The organism is Chryseomicrobium palamuruense, from assembly GCF_042649045.1.
GTDB classification, from domain to species: Bacteria; Bacillota; Bacilli; order Bacillales_A; family Planococcaceae; genus Chryseomicrobium; species Chryseomicrobium palamuruense.
On sequence record NZ_JBHSEF010000021.1, the window covers coordinates 124722 to 147388 of the forward strand.

19 protein-coding genes and 2 pseudogenes are annotated in these 22667 nt (G+C 44.6%); 8 read left to right on the top strand and 13 right to left on the bottom strand.

The genetic code is table 11. The features are described from left to right. Nucleotides 1–19: 19 nt before the first annotated feature. The 4 genes from ACFO0S_RS07855 to ACFO0S_RS07870 all read right to left on the bottom strand — a co-directional run bounded on the left by ACFO0S_RS07855 (nucleotide 20) and on the right by ACFO0S_RS07870 (nucleotide 5877). The gene (locus ACFO0S_RS07855) at nucleotides 20–1399 is read right to left on the bottom strand and encodes an MATE family efflux transporter (protein WP_378141258.1); all 1380 of its coding nucleotides are present in this window, start codon (nucleotides 1397–1399) and stop codon (nucleotides 20–22) included. Between the two features lie 139 nt (nucleotides 1400–1538). Further along, nucleotides 1539–2330 carry a LysM peptidoglycan-binding and 3D domain-containing protein gene (locus ACFO0S_RS07860; protein ID WP_378141259.1) on the bottom strand — a complete coding sequence of 264 codons (792 nt, stop codon included), beginning with the start codon at nucleotides 2328–2330 and terminating at the stop codon, nucleotides 1539–1541. Nucleotides 2331–2555: 225 nt separating this feature from the next. After that, nucleotides 2556–4433 (bottom strand): alpha-E domain-containing protein, encoded by a 1878-nt coding sequence (locus ACFO0S_RS07865; protein WP_378141261.1) that lies wholly within the window; start codon nucleotides 4431–4433, stop codon nucleotides 2556–2558. Continuing rightward, the gene (locus ACFO0S_RS07870; protein ID WP_378141262.1) at nucleotides 4414–5877 is read right to left on the bottom strand and encodes a circularly permuted type 2 ATP-grasp protein; all 1464 of its coding nucleotides are present in this window, start codon (nucleotides 5875–5877) and stop codon (nucleotides 4414–4416) included. Before ACFO0S_RS07870 ends, ACFO0S_RS07865 begins: the two co-directional genes overlap by 20 nt. A gap of 165 nt (nucleotides 5878–6042) precedes the next feature. Here ACFO0S_RS07870 and ACFO0S_RS07875 point away from each other — a divergent pair, with 165 nt between their 5' ends. Beyond that, on the top strand, nucleotides 6043–7578 hold the full coding sequence (locus ACFO0S_RS07875) for an FAD-dependent oxidoreductase (protein WP_378141263.1): 1536 nt from the start codon (nucleotides 6043–6045) through the stop codon (nucleotides 7576–7578). A 46-nt stretch (nucleotides 7579–7624) separates the two neighbouring features. Here ACFO0S_RS07875 and ACFO0S_RS07880 read toward each other — a convergent pair whose 3' ends face one another. Next, nucleotides 7625–8086, bottom strand: a complete 462-nt coding sequence (locus tag ACFO0S_RS07880; RefSeq protein ID WP_378141264.1) for a hypothetical protein — start codon at nucleotides 8084–8086, stop codon at nucleotides 7625–7627. Between the two features lie 23 nt (nucleotides 8087–8109). On the opposite strand from ACFO0S_RS07880, the gene ACFO0S_RS07885 reads away from it, so the two are divergent. The 3 genes from ACFO0S_RS07885 (at nucleotide 8110) to ACFO0S_RS07895 (ending at nucleotide 9724) form a co-directional block, all read left to right on the top strand. Beyond that, a complete protein-coding gene (locus ACFO0S_RS07885; protein WP_378141266.1) occupies nucleotides 8110–8382 on the top strand; it encodes a hypothetical protein in 273 nt (90 codons plus the stop codon). Between the two features lie 107 nt (nucleotides 8383–8489). Next, nucleotides 8490–8732 carry a hypothetical protein gene (locus ACFO0S_RS07890; RefSeq protein ID WP_378141267.1) on the top strand — a complete coding sequence of 81 codons (243 nt, stop codon included), beginning with the start codon at nucleotides 8490–8492 and terminating at the stop codon, nucleotides 8730–8732. Nucleotides 8733–8758: 26 nt separating this feature from the next. Then, nucleotides 8759–9724, top strand: coding sequence for a nuclease-related domain-containing protein (locus tag ACFO0S_RS07895; protein ID WP_378141268.1), 966 nt, complete (start codon nucleotides 8759–8761; stop codon nucleotides 9722–9724). Nucleotides 9725–10039: 315 nt separating this feature from the next. On the opposite strand, the gene ACFO0S_RS07900 is transcribed toward ACFO0S_RS07895, so the two are convergent. Together ACFO0S_RS07900 and ACFO0S_RS07905 are read right to left on the bottom strand one after the other, a co-directional pair. Then, on the bottom strand, nucleotides 10040–11608 hold the full coding sequence (locus ACFO0S_RS07900; protein WP_378141269.1) for an SPFH domain-containing protein: 1569 nt from the start codon (nucleotides 11606–11608) through the stop codon (nucleotides 10040–10042). A gap of 12 nt (nucleotides 11609–11620) precedes the next feature. Next, complete coding sequence (locus ACFO0S_RS07905; protein ID WP_378141270.1) at nucleotides 11621–12151, bottom strand: NfeD family membrane protein; 531 nt, start codon at nucleotides 12149–12151, stop codon at nucleotides 11621–11623. A gap of 161 nt (nucleotides 12152–12312) precedes the next feature. Here ACFO0S_RS07905 and ACFO0S_RS07910 point away from each other — a divergent pair, with 161 nt between their 5' ends. The 4 genes and pseudogenes from ACFO0S_RS07910 (at nucleotide 12313) to ACFO0S_RS07925 (ending at nucleotide 16272) form a co-directional block, all read left to right on the top strand. Then, nucleotides 12313–13626: a short-chain fatty acid transporter gene (locus ACFO0S_RS07910; RefSeq protein WP_378141272.1), complete on the top strand. Its 1314-nt coding sequence runs from the start codon at nucleotides 12313–12315 to the stop codon at nucleotides 13624–13626. Between the two features lie 206 nt (nucleotides 13627–13832). After that, nucleotides 13833–14441: pseudogene (locus ACFO0S_RS07915) on the top strand (DUF47 domain-containing protein); the annotation flags it as partial. 9 nt (nucleotides 14442–14450) lie between these two features. Then, nucleotides 14451–15448: pseudogene (locus ACFO0S_RS07920) on the top strand (anion permease). Between the two features lie 92 nt (nucleotides 15449–15540). Then, on the top strand, nucleotides 15541–16272 hold the full coding sequence (locus ACFO0S_RS07925; RefSeq protein ID WP_378141273.1) for an NADPH-dependent oxidoreductase: 732 nt from the start codon (nucleotides 15541–15543) through the stop codon (nucleotides 16270–16272). Between the two features lie 44 nt (nucleotides 16273–16316). Here ACFO0S_RS07925 and ACFO0S_RS07930 read toward each other — a convergent pair whose 3' ends face one another. The 6 genes from ACFO0S_RS07930 to ACFO0S_RS07955 form a co-directional block, all read right to left on the bottom strand. Then, entirely contained in the window at nucleotides 16317–16511 is a 195-nt protein-coding gene (locus ACFO0S_RS07930; RefSeq protein ID WP_378141274.1) for a hypothetical protein, read from the bottom strand. Nucleotides 16512–16967: 456 nt separating this feature from the next. Further along, nucleotides 16968–19544, bottom strand: a complete 2577-nt coding sequence (locus tag ACFO0S_RS07935; protein WP_378141276.1) for an AAA family ATPase — start codon at nucleotides 19542–19544, stop codon at nucleotides 16968–16970. After that, nucleotides 19541–20878 (bottom strand): 3' terminal RNA ribose 2'-O-methyltransferase Hen1, encoded by a 1338-nt coding sequence (locus tag ACFO0S_RS07940; protein WP_378141277.1) that lies wholly within the window; start codon nucleotides 20876–20878, stop codon nucleotides 19541–19543. The genes ACFO0S_RS07935 and ACFO0S_RS07940 overlap by 4 nt, the downstream gene beginning before the upstream one ends. Before the next feature lie 81 nt (nucleotides 20879–20959). Continuing rightward, the gene (locus ACFO0S_RS07945) at nucleotides 20960–21607 is read right to left on the bottom strand and encodes an SDR family oxidoreductase (protein WP_378141278.1); all 648 of its coding nucleotides are present in this window, start codon (nucleotides 21605–21607) and stop codon (nucleotides 20960–20962) included. Between the two features lie 40 nt (nucleotides 21608–21647). After that, nucleotides 21648–21851: a hypothetical protein gene (locus ACFO0S_RS07950; RefSeq protein ID WP_378141279.1), complete on the bottom strand. Its 204-nt coding sequence runs from the start codon at nucleotides 21849–21851 to the stop codon at nucleotides 21648–21650. A 302-nt stretch (nucleotides 21852–22153) separates the two neighbouring features. Beyond that, on the bottom strand, nucleotides 22154–22657 hold the full coding sequence (locus ACFO0S_RS07955; protein WP_378141280.1) for a VanZ family protein: 504 nt from the start codon (nucleotides 22655–22657) through the stop codon (nucleotides 22154–22156). Nucleotides 22658–22667: the final 10 nt, after the last annotated feature.

The following is a 22667-nucleotide window of genomic DNA, read 5'->3' on the forward strand; positions in this document are numbered from 1 at the left end:
AAAATTGAGCCGGGTCACTTTATAGTGACTCGGCTTCTTGTCCGTCAGGTAAAGGTTTCACAAGAGCATACCGTTTCCATCGTTTGCTCTTCCAGCGGAACAGCATGATCAGTCCTCGCGTCCACTCATCAATGGCAATCGCCGCCCACACACCAGCAAGTCCCCAATCGAAGATAAATACAAAAACATACCCGAGTGGCAAACTGATTCCAATCATCGAAATCGCTCCCATGAGCACTGGAAAACGTGCATCACCAGCAGCTCTCAACGAGTTGATAATCACGATGTTTAGCGTACGACCGGTCTCTAAAAATAGGCCAAGGACCAGTACTTGGGCTGCTAACTTGAGTACTTCCGGATTATCCGTAAAGATGGCTATAATCGGTTCCCTGAAAAGGACAACAAGTACCACAGCGGATACTGTGAACGTCATGGCATAGCGTACACTTTTCCATAGCTGGATGTATGCTTCCTCCGAACGACCTGCACCAACAAAACGACCTACGATGATGGCTGTCCCCATACCAATTGCAATAGCGAACAAGTACGTGAACATTGAAATGTTATGCGCATATTGACGGGCAGCCAGTGATTCAGCCCCTAAATACGTAATATAGAACAAGAACACAATTTGAGCGGCTTGGTAGAGAATCTGCTCAAATGCGGCAGGAAGTCCAATTTTCAAGATTTTCCCTACATACTCTTTTGACCAATTGAAATAATCTCTCCACTTCACTCGCACTTCCATCACTTGATAGAAGAGCCAGAAAAAGACGAGCATTGCTAGGAAACGACTTCCGATTGAAGAGATAGCTGCTCCCTCCACGCCGAGTTCCGGAAACCCAAATTTACCGAAAATCAGTACATAGTTCCCAATGACGTGAATCACGTTCATTCCTAGAGAAACGTACATCGTCTGCTTCGTCCATCCGTGTACACGAATTACTGCCGAAAGAGAGTTGATGATCGCCTGTAAGAAGATTGCACCTCCCACAATGGATAGGTAACTTTGAGCGTAATCCAAGACATCACCTTGAAGGTTCATCGCCACCATCATTGCTTTGGCAAAAATCAAATAGATGATGCTCAAGACAATTCCAATAACCAGGTTCAAGGTAATTGATAGTGCAGCCACACGGGATGCTTCTTTAATTAACTTCGAACCTAAAAACTGAGCAACGACAATAGATGCACCTGCTGCAACGACCTCTAAAATTAAAATGGCAATATGAATGTATTGATTGGCAGCTCCCACCCCGGAAACGGCATCGTCCGACAGCGAACTTAACATGAACGTATCCACGATTCCCATGAGCATGAACAAAAAGACTTCTAAAAAGATGGGCCACGTTAGATGAAACAGGTTTAAATCACCGGTCTGCTTTGGCTTTTTCCACACAAAAACATCCTTCTTTCCTTAAATATTTCCTTATCATAGTAGACTTTCCCAAAAAGAAAAGAGTTAAAAAGGCGTACATGCAAAAAAAATAAACCCCAGACAGAAGTCTGAGGTTCCTATGTTCGTTACTCGTTTTCTATTAGTCTAAGATTTTAATCGTAACCGATTTACGGCCCCAGTTAAGAGCGTCTTGTTGATTGGGGATAAAGACATCAATCTTGTTTCCTTTGATTGCGCCGCCTGTATCTCCAGCGATGGCTTCACCATAGCCTTCTACCCATACACGTGAACCAAGTGGAATCACGTTTGGATCAACTGCGATAACTTTTTGGTTCGGGTTTGAACGTAAGTCAATTCCTGTTGCTGTTGTACCAGAACACCCTGTGCAATACGCTGTGTAAGCTGTTGCTTCTACTGTTAATGTACGTGCAGTAGCTGGTGCTGAAGCTTGTTGAGTAGATTTCGTAGATTGAGATGCTGCTGGTGCAGATGCTGTTGTCGAATTAGAAGCAGACGTTCCTGCTGATGTATTTACAGCTTGTGAACTTTCTACTGCTTTTGGTGCATTATATTCATTTCCTTCAACAAATACGACTTGTCCAGGAAGGATTAAGTCAGATGACAAACCGTTCCAGCCTTGAATATCTTGAACAGAAACATTATATGCTTTCGCAATGTTGTAAAGTGTATCGCCACTAACCACTGTGTACGACTTGAACTTTTCGAGTGTTAATTCTTGTTCTGGGAAAATCACTGAAGACTCTAAGTCGTTCCACTCTTGTAGATTTTCCACACTTACTTTGTTTTGTTGTGCAATGGACCACAATGTGTCCCCGCTTTTAACTGTATATGATTGTTCAGCTGCAGACGCATTAGCTGCGCCAATGAATAAACCTGTGATAGCGGTTAGTGCAACGATTTGCTTTTTCATAAATTGAAATTCCTCCTTTTCACTAACAGTACCAATCGTACCACCTCAACATTGCAGGATGATAACAGGACTATTGAAATAAACTATCAAATACAAAACAGGGACATAACGTCTATAACAATCAAAAAACAAATATGACAATGACATTACACAGGCGATTTCACATAACAAAACACAAAAAAATAGCCATTCACAAGGTGAATCCCTTGCAAATGGCTTATATTATCAGGAAGAAATTAAACTAACACTTACTTTTACATCGATACTCGCCGCACCTCCGCGATAGACTCCTTGAACAGGGCTTACGTCAGAATAGTCACGTCCTACACACATCCGGATGTGATTTTCTAACGCTTCTACGTTATTGGTTGGATCTAACCCGACCCATCCAATCCCTGGAACCATGACTTCTACCCATGCATGGCTTGCTGCATCGCCTACGAGTGCGGAATCTTCGCCCACATATAAGTACCCACTGACGTAACGTGCAGGAATTTGCTTGGTTCGTAAAATGCCGAGCATGACGTGCGCCATATCTTGACATACCCCTCCACTTAATTCAAACGACTCTGTCGCTTTCGTACTTACATCCGTTGCGTTTGGGTCATAGGAGAACACGTCATACACATACCGCATCACATCTATGGAATACTGAACGGGATTATTCATCAAGCCAATCGCTGCATCCACGCGGTCCATCTGTTCGGTATTCAAATACGTATACGCTGTATTTGCTAAGTAACCGGCATAGTGTTCCTGGAATAGATCTGAATGGAAAATGTCTTTCATCTCCGGGGAGTAGTCAATCTGATTAATGAATGGACTGCGCTGAATACTAACGATGGAGGTCGATTTGATTTCTAGATGTTGGTGACGTTCGGCAATAAAGAATGTCTCCACACTATTCCCCCAGATGTCTGTATGTGCTTTCGTGATGGTCATTGGGGAAATATCGGTGCGATAAGACAATAATCGCTGACACTCATCGGAACGTGGTTTCAGACGGATAGAATTCATACTTTGATCGACCACGGTCTCATAGTCAAAGACATTTGTATGTTCAATTTTATACTTCATAGCTGTCTTTCTCCTCATTTCTGGCGGAAGGGCTGGCTCTTGATGTTGAGAGAAAGTAGTGGTAACCGGTTCAATCAGGAAATACGTCCTCGAGAAGATCTGCCCGATCTGATTACACTTGTTTTGGAATTGATTTAAGAAGTCTATGGTTTGATTCGTATCTAAATCTTGAATCTTCATATCGTTAAATTCACGTCGTAAGGCATCCATCGCCTCGTAGAGCTCAACAGAATAACGGGCGACTTTCGCATTTTCAAGTGCATCAATTGCTTCCCTGACATGATCCATACAATACCGGATTGATCTCGGAAAATCTTCATTCGTTATTAAAAACGATAAAATTTTCGTCGCGTCCATCCGTGGTGGATTGGATTTCAAATACGCTTCATACCCATTTACCATGCGGAGAGCACTTGACCAATAATAATAGTCCGTTGTTTCATACACTTCTTCTCGACCTTTCGTCTGTTCACTGACGACATTCAAGATTCGTGCTGTTTTTTCTGCACGTTCCAGCCATTTTCCTATCTTCAACATATAATATGCCACATCACGCGACATGGCTGCTTCAATTATGCCTTGGGCCATATAAGAAGCCTGCTTCGTCTCATTGAAAAAGTCGCGCATTTTATGGATGGAGTACGGCTTTTCAGGCAAATTTTGCGAGGTCAAATAAAATTGGTTCCATGCTTCAAATAAATCATTCGGAATATAATCACGGGTGACACGTGCATTGTCACGGGCAATTCGAATGTTACATAGCGCAGAATTCAAGTTTCCTTTACCAAATGCTAGATAGGAAATCAGATCTTCGACACGTGTCTTTCCTTGTTGTTCAAGTTTTTTTAACTCATCTGACGTCGCACAAACTTCAAATAACACTTGATAATCGTCTTCTTGAAAAATGTCTTTATTCCCCGCTTCTAACATCTGCGTCAGATGGACGTGCATAATGCGGGAATGACTTTCGGATCGTTCTATGTTTCGCGCCATCCAGTAGAGGGCATCAGCTACGCGGCTCAGCATCGTGCGTTCCCCCATTCTTTAAAATCCATGTATCTTTTGCACCGCCACCCTGTGACGAGTTGACGACGAGTGAACCTTTTTTGAGTGCCACACGAGAAAGGCCACCCGGAAGCACATGCGTCTCTTTTCCGCGCATCACAAAAACCCGTAAATCAACATGACAAGGGTAGAACTCTTCTCCCTGATAGGATGGAGCCCGTGACAACTGAATCGTAGGCTGTGCAATGTACTGTTTCGGATTCCCTAAAATCTTTTCTTTGAAACTCTCAATCACGTCTTCATCCGCATGAGGTCCGATCAACATGTCGTAGCCTCCAGATTCACCTACATTCTTGATGACGAGTTTCCGGATATTCTCAAGCACCCAGTTGCGCGTCTCTTCTTCTTCTAGTCGATACGTCTGAACGTTTTCGATAATTGGCTCTTCGTCCAGGTAAAAACGGATCATATCAGGTACGTAGGAATACATCGCTTTATCATCTGCTACTCCGTTCCCTATTGCATTCAAGATGGCCACATTTCCTTTTTTATATACCTCGACAAGACCCCGTACTCCTAGCATCGAATCCGGACGAAATGCTTCTGGGTCTAGATAGTCATCATCAATTCTACGATAAATGATATCAATCCGCTGCAGTCCTCGAATCGTTTTCATAAAAACATAGTCGTCTTTAATGACAAGGTCCCGTCCTTCCACAAGATGGAGGCCCATCTGCTGGGCAAGAAACACGTGGTCATAGTAAGCCGCGTTATACATCCCCGGCGTCAACAGTACAGCTAGTGGATTGCCCACGCCTTCCGGTGCATGGTCGAGCATCGCTTCGTGGAGATACGTCAATTGGTGCTCCAACGTATGTACAGGTTCTTCCGCAAAAAATTCCGGATATACTTGACGCATCACGTAGCGGTTTTGATAAACATAGGACATTCCAGATGGATTCCGCAGATTGTCTTCAAGGACCTTATAATTCCCATGCTCATCCCGAATAAGGTCGATTCCCGCAAGGAAAATATGGTTATCAAGAGGTACACGAACACCTGCCGCCTGGTCTTTATAATAGTAGGCGTTGTTTTCCACAAGGTCTCTTGGCACAATCCCCGCTTCTAAGATTTTACCTTCATGGTAAATATCCTTTAAAAAACAGTTCAAGGCTTCGGTGCGTTGGGCCATCCCTTTTTCGATTTTCTTCCAATCTTCATCGGGTATAATAATCGGTACGAAGTCAAATGGCATCGTCCGCTCTGTTCCTACATTCTGGTGATAGACTGTGAAAGTGATGCCTTGTCTAAGAAATGACAGTTGGGCGAGCTCATGCTTCTCTCTCAACGTTTCTTCATTCGCTTCTTGTAGTTTCTGATAGAAGTTTTGATAATGCGGCTTAGGGGATTTATCTTTTTCAAGCATTTCGTCGAAAAACGGTGGAACTTCGTACTTGTCGAACATGTGCTGGCCTCCATTCATTTTAATTTTATGCTAATCACTAGTTCTCATACCCTCTTCTGAGTGAGTATAGACACATAGGTTTGGAAATTTTTTCTCTGCCGGTGTTACTTTGATTAGAAGTAGGGTACAGGAACAATACTGAAGAACAATGAAGGAGGAATTTATATGACTCAATCGTTTACAAATGAACCTTCGTCTTACTGGCTCGATGGTCCTCAAATTCCGGAATTTGCCCCTTTAAATGAATCGATTCGAACAGATATCGTTATTGTGGGAGGCGGTATCGTCGGCATTACAGCTGCGTATTTACTGCGAAATTCCGGTCGGCTTGTAACGGTTCTAGAAGGCGGCCGATTGCTTCACGGGACAACGGGTTATACAACTGCGAAACTTACTGCGCAACATGGATTAATTTACGACGAATTGATCTCCACGTTTTCAGAACAGCAAGCAGGGGATTACTACGAAGCCAATCGAAAAGCCATGGACTGGGTTAAACAGCTCGTCGATGAGCTTGGTATCGACTGCGGTTTAGAGACTCGTCCTGCCTACCTCTATTCAGAGTCGACAAAGGGTGAGGAGCAACTTGAAAAAGAGTATGAAGCGTATCAGAAACTAGGTATTCCAGGCGCAACGCTTACGACCGAAACCGACCTACCTTTCCCCATTCGGAAGGCGTTACGGCTCGATGACCAATTACAGTTCCATCCTGTATATTTATTGGCTACTCTTGTGAAAGAAGCAACTGATGCAGGCGTCAAATTTTATGAGAACTCCCGCGCGAAGACGGTTCACATGCCGAGTCAAGTTGAACTGGTGGATGGCCATAAAGTGGATGCCCAGCAAGTTCTCGTCACGAGTCACTTCCCGTTTAACGATTTTGAAGGACTGTACTTTTCTCGCATGCGTCCTGAACGCAGTTACGCGATGACTTTACGCGGGAATGTTCAGGAAGACCTCGGCATGTACATCAATGTAGAAAGTCCAACTCGTTCCATTCGTAGTGTGCTTGATGCATCGGGCGAACGACTCCTCCAAATCGGTGGCGAAGGACATGTCTCTGGTCGCCACGAAGAGAGCACGCGAAACAATTACGCAAAGCTCCGGGATTTTGCGGCAGAACACTTCGGCACAACAGAAGTGACCCACCACTGGTCCGCTCAAGATTTGGCCCCTCTTGACCATCTTCCATACATCGGACAAATGGTGACAGGCATGCCGAATGTCTTTGTCGCAACCGGATTCTCAAAGTGGGGAATGTCGAATGGAATTGCAGCCGCTCACATATTGCATGACCTGGCCCTTGACCGTTCCAATCCTTATGAAGAACTGTTCTCGCCAACACGCTCAAAATTGAAGCCAAAGGATGTCGGTAGCTTCATTAAAGACAATGCGGGTGTGGCGAAAGAATTGATTAAGGGGAAATTGACGGGAGCCGAGGCATCTCTTGACGAACTCGGTTTGGATGAAGGGAAAATCGTTCGTGTCGACGGTCAGAAGCTGGCAGCATATAAAGATGAGCAAGGGGCTGTGACGTTTGTAAAGCCCGCTTGTACACATATGGGCTGTGATGTCGCATTCAATCAAGCGGAACGCTCATGGGATTGCCCATGTCATGGTTCCCGCTTCAGTTACCGCGGTGACGTACTAGAAGGTCCAGCAACAGAACCACTCGAGCAAGTTCAGCCGAAACAGTCATAACATACAAAAACCTTAGCTTCCCGTTTATTGGGAAAGCTAAGGTTTTTTAGTTGCGACGGAAGCCTTCTTCTTTTAGATAGAGAATAGCCGCTTCTTGTGATTCAAAGCTATCTTCTAAGTTCAGGCCATGATAGATGTTCCATAAATCATCTTCGTTCACGAGCTTCAATTCGCCACCTTCACGGTTGCGCCACACTTGTTCGCCTGCTTCTTCAGATGCGTCTTCTTCTTTTGTCGACAGAAGCGCAATCGAGTAGCGAATCATTTCTTTGATGTCGTCTTCTGTCGCATCAAAGATATTGATCAGACCGCGTTCATCTGCCTCGTAGGGGCCACCTTCCCCAACAAAGATGAATCCGTTGCCGTTCGGGTGAAGTTGTTGCACGACAATCGTCTTGTCATACTGGCTGTCTTCAAAGTGGTAGTTCAGACGTTTCAGAGAGATCTGTTTTTTGGTGAGTTCAGGGAACGATTCGATGATCGCTTGTTTTTGTTCAAAGCTTAGCATACGTAGCCTCTTTCTGATGGGTATTGGTTATTGGTATTGAGTATAGCATAGATTGGGTAAGGTTTGGGTGGGTTGGTGGTGGATTTGGGTTGGTGAGCGGGCGTTCAGGGCGGGTGAGCGGGCGTTCATTAGCCATGAGTTTCGTTTTATTGGCCATGAGTTTCGTTTTATTGGCCATGAATCTCTTTTTATTAGCCATGATTCGTATTTTATTCTCCATGATTGGCATCCCATTAGTCACAAATGAAATTATAGAAACAAATCTCCTCGCACCTACCAACAAGATTGAAACCTGACTACACAAGCCCTTGCTAGAAAGATCTTCCCCACTTCAAAATTATCTTGCAATTCAAACAAATACTATCTACAATGAGAAAAAATACCATTAGAAAAGAGGCTGCCTATGACCTTTCATTTACCCTTCCTCATTTCCATCCTTCTTTTTGTCATACAGGCTCACCTCGGGTTAACGTATAGGCTACGTGCGACCGTTATGACAGCAATCGTATATACGTCAACCGTCTTTATTTTCTTTAACAACCACGACCTTGTATTTATCAATTATTTGTTCTTAATCATGTTCTGGGGTGTTGCCTTTGCCACGTTCCAGCAGCGGAATTCATGGAAGAAGGTTCAGGAAGTATAAGCTACCAAGGAGGAGTTTTTATAAAAGTGTTTTCACCAGAACCACAGAGAAACTCATTACAAATGTTTCTTGCGAGGGTTCCATCTACTCATGCGAGCTATCCTTTGCTGTTATCCATGAAGAGTAATCAATTAGCTGGTCGACACGGTGAAGAGAGGGTGCTCTCGTATTTACAGGAAGCTCTACATAATCAATCTGCATACGTCCTCCATGATTTCCACATGCGCATCCCCAACGCATATTCCATTCAAATCGACTTCGTCATCTTCACAAAATCCTATATTCTTCTACTTGAAGTAAAAAATATTAAAGGGCACATACGATTGCAACACGCTCCGCCCCAACTAGTCCGGACACTTGATGGGATAGTACAAGCCATGGATTGTCCCTTCACACAGATGACGCGAAATGTCATGCACTTCAAAAAGCTTCTTGGAAATCAATCTGTACCGGTATACACAGCTATCGTATGGGCAAACCGGTCGGCAGTGATTGACCCCCTTATGTTCGAAGCACCCCATCCTTTATTATTTGTAAAGCAGTTACCCGCATTCATTTCAAACCTTCCGAATGAAGAATCAGCGAATGTGTCGCTTCGCCCCTTGGTTAGACGAATCCAATCGAAAGCGACTCCGTTTTGGCAGACGAATATGTGTGAACGATATAGTGTATCCCCATTAGATTTACTTAACGGTATGCAATGCATGGCGTGTTACTCAATGGCTAAATTATTTGAAAAGACTTGGGTGTGCATGAATTGTAAATGTCGAGTAAATTCCATGTTACCAGAGAACATTTGTCTTTTGTTTCACTTTATGGGAGAAAATTTATCTATGCAAATGCTACAACAATTAATCCCGTCTCTTCGATCAAGAAATCTTCAAGATTTAATACAATCGAAACGATTACAAATCAGTGGAAATCGTCGTAATCGCTCTTATCATACAGTTACCCCTAAACAAGTAAAATGGATGGAGATAAACAATAAATAGTTGAGTTGATAAAAAGCTAATTGTTGAAAGATTCTATTGGAGGAGCTTATTACTTAAGTTCTTTCTAGTAAGATCTAAAACCAATTAGTTTTTTTCTATTAATAGATTTCCATAATTATAGTTTAGGCTAATGAAACGACCACGATGGCTAATAACTCTTTAATCATGGTCAATAACTTATGATTCATGGCCAATAAATCACGTTTCATGGCTAATGAACACCCGCTCACCACCCCCGAACACCCACTCACCACCCACAATCAACCTTCTCCCCACAAAAATACCCCAACCTCGAGAGGTTGGGGTACATTTTCGTTAGCTTTCTTTTAATGTCGTCTGCAGTTCTTTCTTCTTCCCATCAGACTCTGATGAATCTGCTGCTTTTTCAGCAAACAGGCCGTCTGAGATGCGGTCGAGGCTTGGGCGAATCGTGCCTTTGCCTGAGTAGTTCTCCAGCATCTCTTTCACGTCGATTCCTGATGATGCTTTGAGTGTCTCTTGTAAAGTCGACATTAAATTGGTTGCGTAAGACGTGACTTTATTAGCGCCACCGCCTTCGCCACCTCCTGTATCGACGACTGTAATCTTGTCGATGTTGCCAAGTGGAGCAGCAATTTGTTTCGCGTATTCTGGCATCATGCGGACAATCATATCGAGAACAGCCGCTTGTCCGTATTGCTCGAAGGCTTCCGCGATTTTGCGTTTCGCTTCTGCTTCCGCCAGACCTTTCAAGCGAATGATTTCGGCTTCCGTTTCCCCTTGTGCACGCTCAGAATCGGCTTTCGCCATCCCGTCGAGACGAACTTTTTCTGCGTCCGCTTTAGCACGTGCTTCAATCGAGTACTTTTCTGCATCTGCAGATGCCATTTGGCGCGCTTTGTCAGCCGCTGCATTTTGCTCGACTGCATAGCGGTCTGCGTCCGCTTTCTTCTTCACTTCTGAATCGTACTGCTTCTCACGACGCAGAATCTCTTTCTCTTCTAGTTCGATTTGCTTTTGACGCTCGATGATTTGCACTTGCATCTCTTGTTCGGTTACTTGCTGCTTGGCACGTGCAGATTCTAGCTCATAGGCTTGGTCGGCACGAGCTTTTGCGCTATCTTGTTCGCGGCGGTATTCAGCGACTTTTAATTGATTTTCTTTTTCCGCTTCCGCGATTTCTGTCGCACGTTCAAGCTCTGCACGCTGGGCATCTTTGGACGCTTCGGCACGCTTGATGCGTGTTTCTTTTTCCGCTTCCGCTGTCGCGATGTCGGCATCACGTTTCACCTGAGCAATACGTGGTTTCCCTAGAGACTCAAGGTACCCATTTTTATCACGCACGTCTTTGATTGTGAACGAAACGATGATTAGTCCCATTTTCGCAAGGTCATGGGATGCAACGCGCTGAACTTCTTGCGAGAACTTATCACGATTTTTGTAAATTTCTTCGACTGTCATCGAACCAAGGATGGAGCGTAAGTGACCTTCTAAAACTTCCTTCGCTTCGATCTCACGGTCTTCTTTTGATTTTCCAAGGAACTGCTCAGCTGCAGTTGCAATCTGTGGAATCGTTCCGCCAATCTTGATGATTGCCGTTCCGTCTGCCATAACAGGAACTCCCTGCTCTGTATATACTTCCGGAGTGGTAACTTCTAGTTTGCTTGAAAGTAAGCTCAGTGGCTCGGATTGTTGGAATACAGGAAGTACGAACGTACCTCCACCACGGATGATTTTGATGCGGTTGCCGCTCTCATCCGTATGTACATTTTTTGAACCTAAATAACTTCCTGTTACAATGAGTGCCTCGTCCGGACCTACTGTCTTGTACTTGGCAACATAAACTCCGATGACTGAAAGCAAGACAAACGCAACAATACCAATTACGATCCATTCCATTCCCATGTGTGTTTCCCCCTAAATTTTAATTGGTTCGTACTCTTTTACATAGAACGTACCATCTTCTACTTCCACCACTAACACGGTCTTGCCATAGTCGATGTCTTCATTCTCAAGTCCAGTCGCCCGCTTCGCTAGATTGCCATTGACGGTCTCGATTAAAATTTCGCCGTAGCCATCTGCAGGAATTGGGATGATCACTGTCGCTACCTGTCCAGCAAGCTGTTCATCCGTATACGCAAGCGATACTTCCGCAGACGCCATCGGAATCAAGACGAAGAAATAAATGAGCATATCTAAAATTCCGGCAATCAACAAACTGGCAATCAAAATGATCCAACTATTTAGATCCGTCAGCCACTCCAAGAAAAACCCGGTAGCGGACGTGAGTGTGACGAAGGCGAGCACGAGTGTCGGGTGGAGAAAAGGAATTCCTTCTCCGATGGCTTCCGTTACATCACCAAAAAATAAATATAAGAACGTTCCAGCTGCCATTAAGACGAGCACGAAGAAGTACACTTGCTCCATCGAATAGCCCAAAATCTCCATCCTACATCACCTGCCAATTTCCGTCATATTTAGTGGTCATCTAGTTATACGTTGCGAAATCTGGAAAGTTTCATCGTTTCTTAAAAAATTTCACTCTAGAGAATAGTCTGAATTTGAGATATACTTCTAGGGGTGTACAAAAACTTTTCAAGGAGGAATTTATGAAAACCCTTACACGTTTTTCGAATCGGTTAATGGAGCGTTATTTACCGGACCCATACATATTCGTTATTATTCTGACGCTCCTAGTCTTCTTACTTGGGATTGGTTTAACTGAATCAAGCCCTCTCGATATGGTTACATACTGGGGAGACGGCTTCTGGGGCTTACTGGCCTTCACGATGCAAATGGTCGTTGTTCTTTTAGCTGGTCACGTGCTCGCTTCTAGTCCACCGATCAAACGCCTACTAAGTAAGTTAGCCGGGACAGTCAAAACAGCAGGCGGCGCGATTATTTTGGTAACCGTTGTTGCCTTGATTGCGAACTGGATCAACTGGGGCTTCGGTCTCGTTATCGGTGCGTTATTTGCAAAGGAAATTGCTCGAAAAGTAACAACGGTTGATTACCGCTTGTTGATTGCCAGTGCCTATTCCGGATTTATCATTTGGCACGGAGGTCTTGCCGGGTCAATTCCGCTTTCGATCGCTACTGTCGACCATCCTTTCCAAGACATTATGGGTGTCGTCCCTACATCAGAAACTCTGTTTTCTACATATAATTTAGTCATCGTATTGGCTCTTTTGGTTACCGTCCCTATTCTCAACCGTTTAATGATGCCAAAACCAGAAGACACATTCACTGTTGATCCAAAACTTCTTGAAGATGAAGTCGTGGTTGAAAAACCAAGTACCATTACACCTGCTTCCCGTATGGAAGATAGCTATATCTTATCCATCTTGATTGGAGCCATTGGTATTGTCTATCTCGTATGGCATTTTTCAACACGTGGCTTTGATTTGAACTTAAATATTGTAAATACACTGTTCTTCATACTAGGCATTCTATTCCACGGCACACCGCGAAATTATTTAGCTGCCGTAGCGACTGCAGTGAAAACGACATCTGGCATTATCATTCAGTTCCCATTCTATGCAGGAATCATGGGAATGATGGTCACGTCCGGACTTGCCGGTGTCATGTCGCAAGCATTCGTGAGCATCTCCAATGAGTACACTTTCCATCTATTTACGTTTTATGCAGCAGGACTGGTCAACTTCTTCGTTCCATCCGGCGGAGGACAATGGGCGGTTCAAGCTCCTATTATGTTACAGGCCGCTTCAGAACTTGGCGTCAGCTACTCCAAAACGGCCATGGCCATCGCTTGGGGCGATGCATGGACAAACATGATTCAACCATTCTGGGCACTTCCAGCGCTTGCAATTGCTGGATTGAAAGCAAAAGACATAATGGGATATTGTGTATTCGTCTTAATTTTAAGTGGAATCGTCATCAGTATTGGTCTCTTTTTCTTCTAAACTTTACCCCCTTCTTTTTAGAGAAGGGGGATTCTTTTCGTCTCTATAACTATATTAATATAGTTTGAGAATAAGTAGAATCTTATTATTACGGCTTTATAAATTTTGTACATCCCGAATAAAAACTATAGTGACAAAGCAAAAATAGTGGTATTATGATGAAGTTTTCACATACTACGTCCAGGAGGGACACACATGTTTGATTCAAAAAACCAGATCCATTTTTCCATGCACTTTATGACATTGCGAAGAATGTTCAAAAAGCAGCACACTATACAGAGGACTTTAAAATAGTTACGGTTCAAGATTTGCAAGAACTTAGTCAACAGATGAAAGCCTACGAAACAGCAGGTGATAAATTGGTCCATGAACTGATTGGACGATTAAATCATGCTTTTATGACACCTATCGAACGTGAAGACATTCTAGCCCTCGCAGTCCGCATGGACGACGTGTTAGATGGCCTCGAGCATTTCACAGCTCATTTAGAAATTTATTCACTTATTGAAATCGATGAGTCCATGCGCACATTTGTGAACTTGATTGTTAAAGCAAGTGATGAGATGGTCAAAGCAATGGAGCTTCTTCAGAAGAAAAAACTTCTCGCTATGCGTGACCATTCCATTTTAATCAAAGATTTCGAACGCAAGTGCGACGAAATATTCCGTTCTTCTCTCAAACAATTGTTTGTAACAGAAACAAACCCAATCCGCATTATGCAGTTCAAAGATTTGTATGAAAAATTAGAAGAGATCGCAGACTATACACAAAATGTAGCCCATACTGTTGAGACGATCATCATGCGTAACGCATAGGAGACGACAATGGATATTTTATTAACCCTTACGATTTTAGTGGTCATTTTCGCCTTGGCGTTCGATTTTATCAACGGATTCCATGATACAGCTAACGCAATCGCAACATCCGTTTCCACACGTGCACTTAGCCCGCGGAAAGCGGTATTGCTCGCGGCTATTATGAACTTTGTTGGAGCCTTGACGTTTACGGGCGTGGCGAAGACGATTACGAAAGACATTGTCGATCCGTTTGCTTTATCCAATGGATCTGTCATCATTTTGGCGGCTCTTCTTGCAGCCATTACCTGGAACTTAATTACATGGTATTACGGTATTCCTTCTAGTTCGTCCCACGCACTCATCGGATCAATTGCAGGAGCTGCCATCTCGGCTGCTGGATTTGGAATTCTGAATTACGATGGGTTTCTCAAAATCTTGCAAGCCTTGTTGATATCTCCTTTTATCGCACTAGCGGTTGGATTTTTAATGATGAGTTTGTTTAAAATCCTATTTAAAAATGCCAGTCTCTATAAGACCAACCGTCGCTTCCGGATTTTCCAGATCGGTACAGCGGCTCTGCAAGCATTTACACATGGAACCAATGACGCACAAAAAGCTATGGGAATCATCACTATGGCGTTGATTGCAGCTAACTTACAAACCACTACGGACATTCCTTTGTGGGTGCGAATTGCTGCGGCCACTGCTATGGGACTTGGAACATCTGTAGGTGGATACAAAATTATTAAAACGGTCGGCGGAAAGATCATGAAGATTCGTCCGGTGAATGGCGCGGCAGCGGATTTATCGTCTGCCATGATTATTTTCGGGGCGACGACTGTCGCACTACCCGTTTCGACCACACACGTTATTTCCTCGGCCATTATGGGGGTAGGTTCAGCACAGCGTGTAAAAGGTGTAAAATGGGCGTAGCACGAAAAATCGTCATTACGTGGATTATCACATTGCCGATTTCGGCTGCTCTTGCCGCACTGTTCTATCAACTACTCAACCTATTCTTTTAATTCATGCGTGTGCTTCGATTGGCGAAGTACACGTTTTTTTCGACGGAATGGTACACTAAATACGTGAATTGAACTCGAAAGGATGGGAATCGATGGTACTTGAACTCATGAAATCACATGCGTCTGTTCGTCATTATGACGGGCAACCGCTGACACGCGAACAAGTGAGTGAGCTAATAGAAGCTGCACAAATGGCGGCAACCTCTCATTTTGTCCAAACCTACAGTGTGGTGTGGGTAACGGATGAAGAAAAGCGAGCGGCTCTTGGAGAACTGTCCAATAATCCGTTGCAAATGAAAACAGCTGGAGCTGTCCTGTTGATGTGTGCAGATTACCGGAGACTCACGCACGCATCTGACATGCACAACGAGCCGATCGTGTATGATTTAGCGGAAAACTTGATTGTCGCTGTCACAGATGTGGGGTTGATGGCTCAGAATCTTGCTCTTGCCGCAGAGTCCAAGGGGTACGGAATTTGTTACATAGGCGGCGTGCGGAGCAATATCGAGAAGATCAGTGAATTGGTCGGACTACCAAAAGGCGTCTTTCCGGTATACGGGTTGACGCTAGGGGTGCCGGTCGAGACAAACGAAGTGAAACCGCGTCTTCCAGTCGAGGCCATTCTTCATGAAAATACGTACGATGCGGAGAAGTATGCGGAATTGCTCCCTGCTTACGATGAGACGATTCACGTGTATTACGAGAAACGCAGCAGCAATCAAAAGAGCACGACCTGGACAAAACAGATGGCGGACTTCTTAAAAGCCCCGCGTCGCGAAGAAATCAGTGCCTATTTGAAGAAACAAGGGTTTGAAATGAAGTAAACAAAAAAAGCAGCCTGTATCGTCTTCGATGCAAGCTGCTTTTTTCACATGCGATAGCGAATGGTTTGCCACACAATACGGAATTGATCATCCAGAACAGATGCGGCAGCGACCATGGAGAAAAGATGGGTGAGCAGGTACACAATTCCCACCACACCAAGAAACCCAACAACGAAATAAAGGCCCATGGCTACGACATTTTTGACCATCCCGAAAAAATCCTCCATTAAGCTGTACATCTTCCCCCTCCTCACGCCTGATTCTTACTTACAAGTATAAACCTATAGTGTTTCTATACTATTTCAGTACGTTTAAGAGTTGATTTCGTTACATCATTTGACAAATTTCTTTTAATTTTTCGAATTTAACGCATACGCGCCTATGATACATTCATGGATTCTTCCCACGTCTTCCCCGCGTTGAAACCTTGACACTGCTTCGTTTGCGAGCTTTCCCCTTTGTGTCTCGGGTGGCGACTGTAGAAAGAATTCATACTCATTTGCAATGAGTGTCAGCGACCCGTTTGTTACATTTCCATTACTTTCCGGTTGCGGAATCTCCTAAAAAATGAAGGCGGGCATTCCTCAACCAATCTATGCTGAGCAATCAGCTACTAGAACAGCGCTTTTATTGTATCCCTTATCGACCTGCTATTTCGATAGTGCACACAACTGTTATGCACTAGCAACCGTTCTTTATAGACGCGGATCGACTGGATCTGACTCGATTGCCAAAACAGCAAGTACGCACTCATGAATGCGTTCAACAGATTCTTGATGAATCAACCTTCGAATCCCTTCCAGTCCAAGGGCATATTCATCAAGTGCCATTTGTTGTTTCTTTTTCAATGACCGTTTTTTCACATACGCCAGCACTTCCGGTTCTAAATAATTCATACCATAAATCAGACGTAAGTATTCGCGGCCTCTTACTTTCATCGCTGGTTGAACCACTCGGCCGTTTGCCCCCGTTACCGACCAATGTAGAGGTTTCACAACGAAACCTTCTCCACCAGCCTCTGTCAGTTCATGCCACCAGCGAATAGCTTCCTCTTTGCCCTCTTCCCCGAAAATCAATCGGTACTCAGTGGCAATGAACACATCACTCACATCGGCTAGCTTTTGACTTTGTTCCATATGCCAAGAATGTGGTTTTGAGGTAAGAAGTTCGTGTTGATGCGCAAGGACATGGAATACGGCAACTTGAATAGCGGTTTCGTTTTCCACAGACCAGACGTACGGTGCGTAGGCATCTTTGAAAGCATGTGCGTCTTCTAGACCTTTTTCAGCTTGCTCTCGCCAATCTGAGACATCGGTTGTCGCCTTTTCAGAGAGGGTGTTGACAATTTCCGAACGGTCTAAAATAGCTGCATGTGCCACATGTGCATACTCACTTGCGATTAATTCTCCCGCCTTCACATTCCAGGGAAGGATTTCTGCGTCGAGTAACAGCCATTCTGTATCAAACTCTTGGAAGTAACCTGCTTTCCTAACGGCTTCGTGAATGCGTTCATGCATGGCCCGCTTTCGCTCACCTTCAAAGAAGTCCCTTCCTGTACGGGATGTGATAACGACCGTATCTGAATAGCCGGTCCATTTGCGCGCGGCGTCTGTCGATTGAAAGAGCAGGATCACTGCGCGACTTCCCATATGTTTCTTCTCGACAATCAGCTCATGAATCCCTTGCTTCTCGAAATAGGCAATCGCTTCTTCCGGATGTTCCAAATAGTCATGACGATCTGACACTGGTGGTGGACTCATCGTTGGAGGCAGATAAACCAGTTGTTCCAACGGAAGTGTAGCGTGTGAAAAGTAATCGAGAGCTGTCTTCGTCTGTTGACTGTTAATTCGTATTGCTCCATCACTCGTCTTCGCGGTGAAGCCATTTAACCATTTTTGAATTGCAGGTGGCTTCAAACGTTTTTCAAACCATTCTTCTAATGGATTGATGACCGCCTGGGCATAGTCTTTTGCGTCAACTTGGACGAGTTCTTTTGAGGGCAAACGGAGTGCGGTTAACTCCCCCCCAAATACGGCCCCTTGATCGATGTTGATGGTGCGCTGAATCTCGACCGGAACCGGACGTGGGTCATGTCCCCAGACAACAAGGACAGGCAACGTATGTTCAATCGTCCAGTCCCCTCGTGTCGGCTTGCCATTCGGTTGCACACCTATGACCGGACCATAACGGCAAAAGTCGGCTACTTTTGCAGAGTGGCGACCAATAAATTCATCACGGATACCAGCGTGAACTGCAACGGCTAACGGGATACCTGCCTCCTCAATGATGTAATGAGAGGGTGCCTCCAGCAGCATTCGTTTCATACGATTTTTCAAATCACGAACGGCGTCTTTTCCGTGTGCACGCTCATATGCTTGAAACTCTTCTTCTACTTTTTCATCGCCGTGCGTGAGCGTGACTTTTCGTCCGTCAAGCCAGCGTGCAATCTTCCACCCATGATTCGAATCAATCATATAGGCAAGTCCTGCTTCAATATGTTTTTCAAAAAACAACATCGCATCGAGTGAGCGAGGACCACGGCTCATCACATCACCAAGTGATAAAATTTTTCGTCCTTCCGGATGACGATACAATCCGTCAGCTCCCCGTTCATAACCGAGTTTCATAAGGAGTTCAAGCCATTCATCCATACAACCATGAATATCGCCGATGATGTCTAGTCCTTGATCAATGGCCAATGTGTACGGAGAAGTTGCTCGTTTCACCTCTTCTATGCTGGTTTCAATTGTAAATAAGCTATCAAAATCTTCACGCTCAATCGTACGTAGTTCTCCCTTTAACTGGCGAACCTGGGTTTTAATGCGGCGCGACCCTCTCGCCTGATCACGTCTCTCATCCCTTATAAGTAATTGTTCTTCAGAGATGGAAAAAATGAGACCGACTAGCGGTAAGTGATACCGATGTGCGAGCTTGCGGTAGCGCTCCCGATCGACCGCTGCCAAATTCGTTGCGTCGATAATGGCTAGTTTTCCTAATTTCAGGCGGGCTTCCGTCAATGTTTCCATCAGATGAAAGGCTTGCTCAGAAATCTGTGCGTATTCTTCGCGTAAGTATGCTTGCTTTTGAGGGTTTTCGTGTGACCATGGCGTAAAACTAGTGCCGCTGACTTGAAGACGGCACGCATCGGAACTGATTATTTCATCTTGTGAGATGGTACGGTCCGCTACCCACTGTTTCAGAAGAGTAGATTTTCCACTGTTAGAGGGTCCGATACATAACACGATCCCTGCATACGGAAGTTGAATCGTCATGGGCGAGTCCACTCCTTTCGTGTAAAGATAGCTGCTTGTGTCGGTGACCCGAATTCCGGATGGTGCTCTCCGATGCCGTGAAATGTAATCGTGTAAATCTGGTGTAAGTTCATCTTCTCGCACCACTCTTGAAATTCTGCACGCGTCCATTCGAAACGGTGATCGGTATGTCGAGACGTCTCAAGCCCGTAGACGGCATTGTACTCACTGTTTGGAGTAGTAAGAATTAAATGTTTCGGGAAATAATCATGCAAAATCATGTTAAAAATAGTCGGAAGTCGCTCCTCTTCGATATGTTCAATGACTTCGCAGAGAACGATAGCTCCTTTATCTTTCCATTGGGCATCATAATAATACAGCGAGCCCCAAGCTGCTTCTGGAACAGAACAGCCATTTCGATTGGTCAGCGCTTCAAATCGTTTGTGCGCTTTTTTAAGTGCGCGTGCTGATGGTTCAACTGCCCAGATCTGTTCAATACCCGGCATAAATGCAAGACGTTCCGAAAGTTTCCCCCCTCCTGCACCAAAATCCACAACAGTTCGCGTTTTTTGCACATCGATTTGTTCAGCAATCCACTCATAGCGTGCGTCGTTTAAACGAGGTTGCGTATTTCCCCGCTCTTGTTTAGGAATGAATTGTTCAACCAATCCTGGAAACTTCACGTACTTCCGCACGATGTCTTCACGGAGCGGATGTTTGTCTAGCCACCCTTCCCCGTAACGTTTCAGTTTTTCAACTTGTTCGTTATCAAGGAAGTGATGCATCTCTGCATCTAAAATAGGCAGCAAAATCCAAAGATGACTAAGTAACATTTTCAAAGAAACCGTTCCTTCTAAGGTAAGAAGGAAAACAGATTTTCGTGCCGTCTCCTTTAGGACGGTTTCTTCTTTGGGAAGTTTGTAAGTGGCTGTGTAGCCTAAGGGTTCAAATAACCGAGTGACTTCTTCTAATGAATAGGCCGTCGCGACGGGTCCAACGGTGACGATTAGAGGGAACTTGTGGTCGACCCATTCCGCCCACTCATCCTTAACTTTGCCATTCAATGCCGTCCCTAGCGTGGTGCGTATTAAAGACAAAAATACGGTGCTCGTCACGATATTCCGGTCATGTATATAATGAGTGATATCTATTGGCCCATCTGCGGACTTTGTCCACGACATAGGATTTGTTTCCACATAAAGAAGTGCATCGATCTCTTCATCGGTCGCTGTCAGATAGGTAAAGCGAACGGCTTGGTCTTTTTCATGGCGTTCATGACGTCGCCCAGGGTTTTTGGCAAACAGGTGCGTGAGGACGTTCGCATGAGGTGCAGAAGAACGAATGCGCAATTGCATATGGCGGCGCCTCCTTTTTCTTTAAGTATATCCCATTTTATACAAAGAAACAGTCAGCACATGAAGTACTGACCGTCTTATTTATAGCCCACTTTTTAATGCATCTGCAATCGGGTGTTCACCATTCACGAGTTCAATTGCTTGTTTCGAAGTCGATGAATCATCTACAACATGCACAAGAGCGCGGGCGACGTCACCACGCGTGATGTCACCTGGTTTTGCGTCTTTTCCGGCTGCAAACTTGCCTGTTGGGGTGTTATTCGTTAATGCACCTGGACGTAAAATCGTCCAGTCGAGCGACGACTCCTCCACGTGATGATCTGCATAGTATTTCGCAACATAGTATGGTTTGATTTCATCGCTCCATGTTGAGCGGTCACCTGCACCAAACGCACTTAGCATAACGTAACGCTTTACGCCTGCTTTTTCAGCGGCTTCCACAGTTTTCACGGCACCGTCTAAATCAATCAATAAAGTCTTGTCAGGACCTGTGCTTCCGCCTGAACCTGCTGCGAAGATGACGGCCTCATAGCCTTTCATCGCCTCCGCGAGATCATCGACCGAACCTTCTAAGTCAGCGAGTACGCTGTGAATCCCTTTATCTTCAAAGTCTTTTTGTTGCTCCTCTTTTCGAACCATGGCCGTGACTTCATGAGACTCGTTCTTGTGTAGCGTGTTAACCAGTTCGTGTCCAACCTGTCCATTTGCTCCAACTACGAATACTTTCATGTGAAATCTCTCCTTGTGTGTTCGATTTCACAGCAATTTCTTAACAGCTCCAGCTTCTCTTTTTCGCTAGGTAGCTGACCGATTTTTCCATCGCCACGTAGGCTAACACTAGTAAAACAAGTGCCCCTAGGGGATGGCCGAGTTGTGGCCACTGGGTTTGAAGGCCTGTCCATACGGCTCCTAAACTTATGAAGTAAAGAAATAATAGAAGACTTCCCCAGACCAAACTGCGCGTACATTTCATGTGTTTCCCACCTTTGTCTTATAAGCTACCATAAACTTCAGGTAGAAACCAAGCTATGTGACTTCGGAAGGGTAATTGAGGAAGGAGGAGGAGGGAGGTCCATACGCATGGGTTACCCGGTCCATTAATAGTTCGTAACCGGTCCAATATAGCCGCTATGGAAAGAGTATCTATTATGAAGGTCCGTTTGCGGGATTTACCCGGTCTATTTCGACTTCTAGACAGTTCCATTACCACTACCTCCCCGGTCCATTCACACAAAAATCCTATTCAGCATGCAAAAACCGCTCTCCTGAACACAATCAGGAAGAGCGGTTTATTTTTGGTGAATAGAGATAGTTCCGGATTGGAAAGATAACGTGCAGCACCCGGAATACGATATACCCGACGATGACACCAATGGTATTTAAGAATAAATCATCCACGTCAAAACTTCCCACAGCCATAAACCACTGAGCGAGCTCTAGTCCAAGACTAAACAGGAACCCGTAAATGACTGTCAGCAGGAAATATGGTTTGTGACGGAACAATAACGGTAACATCAAACCAAATGGAATGAAGCCCACGACATTGCCTCCGAGATTCATCAACCGGACCGTCCAGGGGATGCGAGTGTCGTTCCAGTAAAGTCCGATTGTTTCAAACAGTGTAAAGTTATTGCGGGTCCAAATACTTGGCTGCTCTCGTTCAAAAATATTGTTTACAGCGCTTTCTGCATCCATTTCCTTCAACACGACCAATCGAATGACGATTGCTAAGTAAATGAGAAATGTCACCCAGAGCGCGCCTCGTGTCAGTTTTTTCATTCTATTTTCT

What these genes read in the sequence shown, in the direction of transcription:
- ACFO0S_RS07870 (WP_378141262.1), bottom strand. Translation starts at nt 5,877, where the DNA reads ATGTTCGACAAGTACGAAGTTCCACCGTTTTTCGACGAAATGCTTGAA.
- ACFO0S_RS07860 (WP_378141259.1), bottom strand. Translation starts at nt 2,330, where the DNA reads ATGAAAAAGCAAATCGTTGCACTAACCGCTATCACAGGTTTATTCATT.
- ACFO0S_RS07930 (WP_378141274.1), bottom strand. Translation starts at nt 16,511, where the DNA reads ATGTACAGCTTAATGGAGGATTTTTTCGGGATGGTCAAAAATGTCGTA.
- ACFO0S_RS07925 (WP_378141273.1), top strand. Translation starts at nt 15,541, where the DNA reads ATGGTACTTGAACTCATGAAATCACATGCGTCTGTTCGTCATTATGAC.
- ACFO0S_RS07865 (WP_378141261.1), bottom strand. Translation starts at nt 4,433, where the DNA reads ATGCTGAGCCGCGTAGCTGATGCCCTCTACTGGATGGCGCGAAACATA.
- ACFO0S_RS07890 (WP_378141267.1), top strand. Translation starts at nt 8,490, where the DNA reads ATGACCTTTCATTTACCCTTCCTCATTTCCATCCTTCTTTTTGTCATA.
- ACFO0S_RS07945 (WP_378141278.1), bottom strand. Translation starts at nt 21,607, where the DNA reads ATGAAAGTATTCGTAGTTGGAGCAAATGGACAGGTTGGACACGAACTG.
- ACFO0S_RS07880 (WP_378141264.1), bottom strand. Translation starts at nt 8,086, where the DNA reads ATGCTAAGCTTTGAACAAAAACAAGCGATCATCGAATCGTTCCCTGAA.
- ACFO0S_RS07905 (WP_378141270.1), bottom strand. Translation starts at nt 12,151, where the DNA reads ATGGAGATTTTGGGCTATTCGATGGAGCAAGTGTACTTCTTCGTGCTC.
- ACFO0S_RS07950 (WP_378141279.1), bottom strand. Translation starts at nt 21,851, where the DNA reads ATGAAATGTACGCGCAGTTTGGTCTGGGGAAGTCTTCTATTATTTCTT.
- ACFO0S_RS07910 (WP_378141272.1), top strand. Translation starts at nt 12,313, where the DNA reads ATGAAAACCCTTACACGTTTTTCGAATCGGTTAATGGAGCGTTATTTA.
- ACFO0S_RS07900 (WP_378141269.1), bottom strand. Translation starts at nt 11,608, where the DNA reads ATGGGAATGGAATGGATCGTAATTGGTATTGTTGCGTTTGTCTTGCTT.
- ACFO0S_RS07935 (WP_378141276.1), bottom strand. Translation starts at nt 19,544, where the DNA reads ATGACGATTCAACTTCCGTATGCAGGGATCGTGTTATGTATCGGACCC.
- ACFO0S_RS07955 (WP_378141280.1), bottom strand. Translation starts at nt 22,657, where the DNA reads ATGAAAAAACTGACACGAGGCGCGCTCTGGGTGACATTTCTCATTTAC.
- ACFO0S_RS07875 (WP_378141263.1), top strand. Translation starts at nt 6,043, where the DNA reads ATGACTCAATCGTTTACAAATGAACCTTCGTCTTACTGGCTCGATGGT.
- ACFO0S_RS07940 (WP_378141277.1), bottom strand. Translation starts at nt 20,878, where the DNA reads ATGCAATTGCGCATTCGTTCTTCTGCACCTCATGCGAACGTCCTCACG.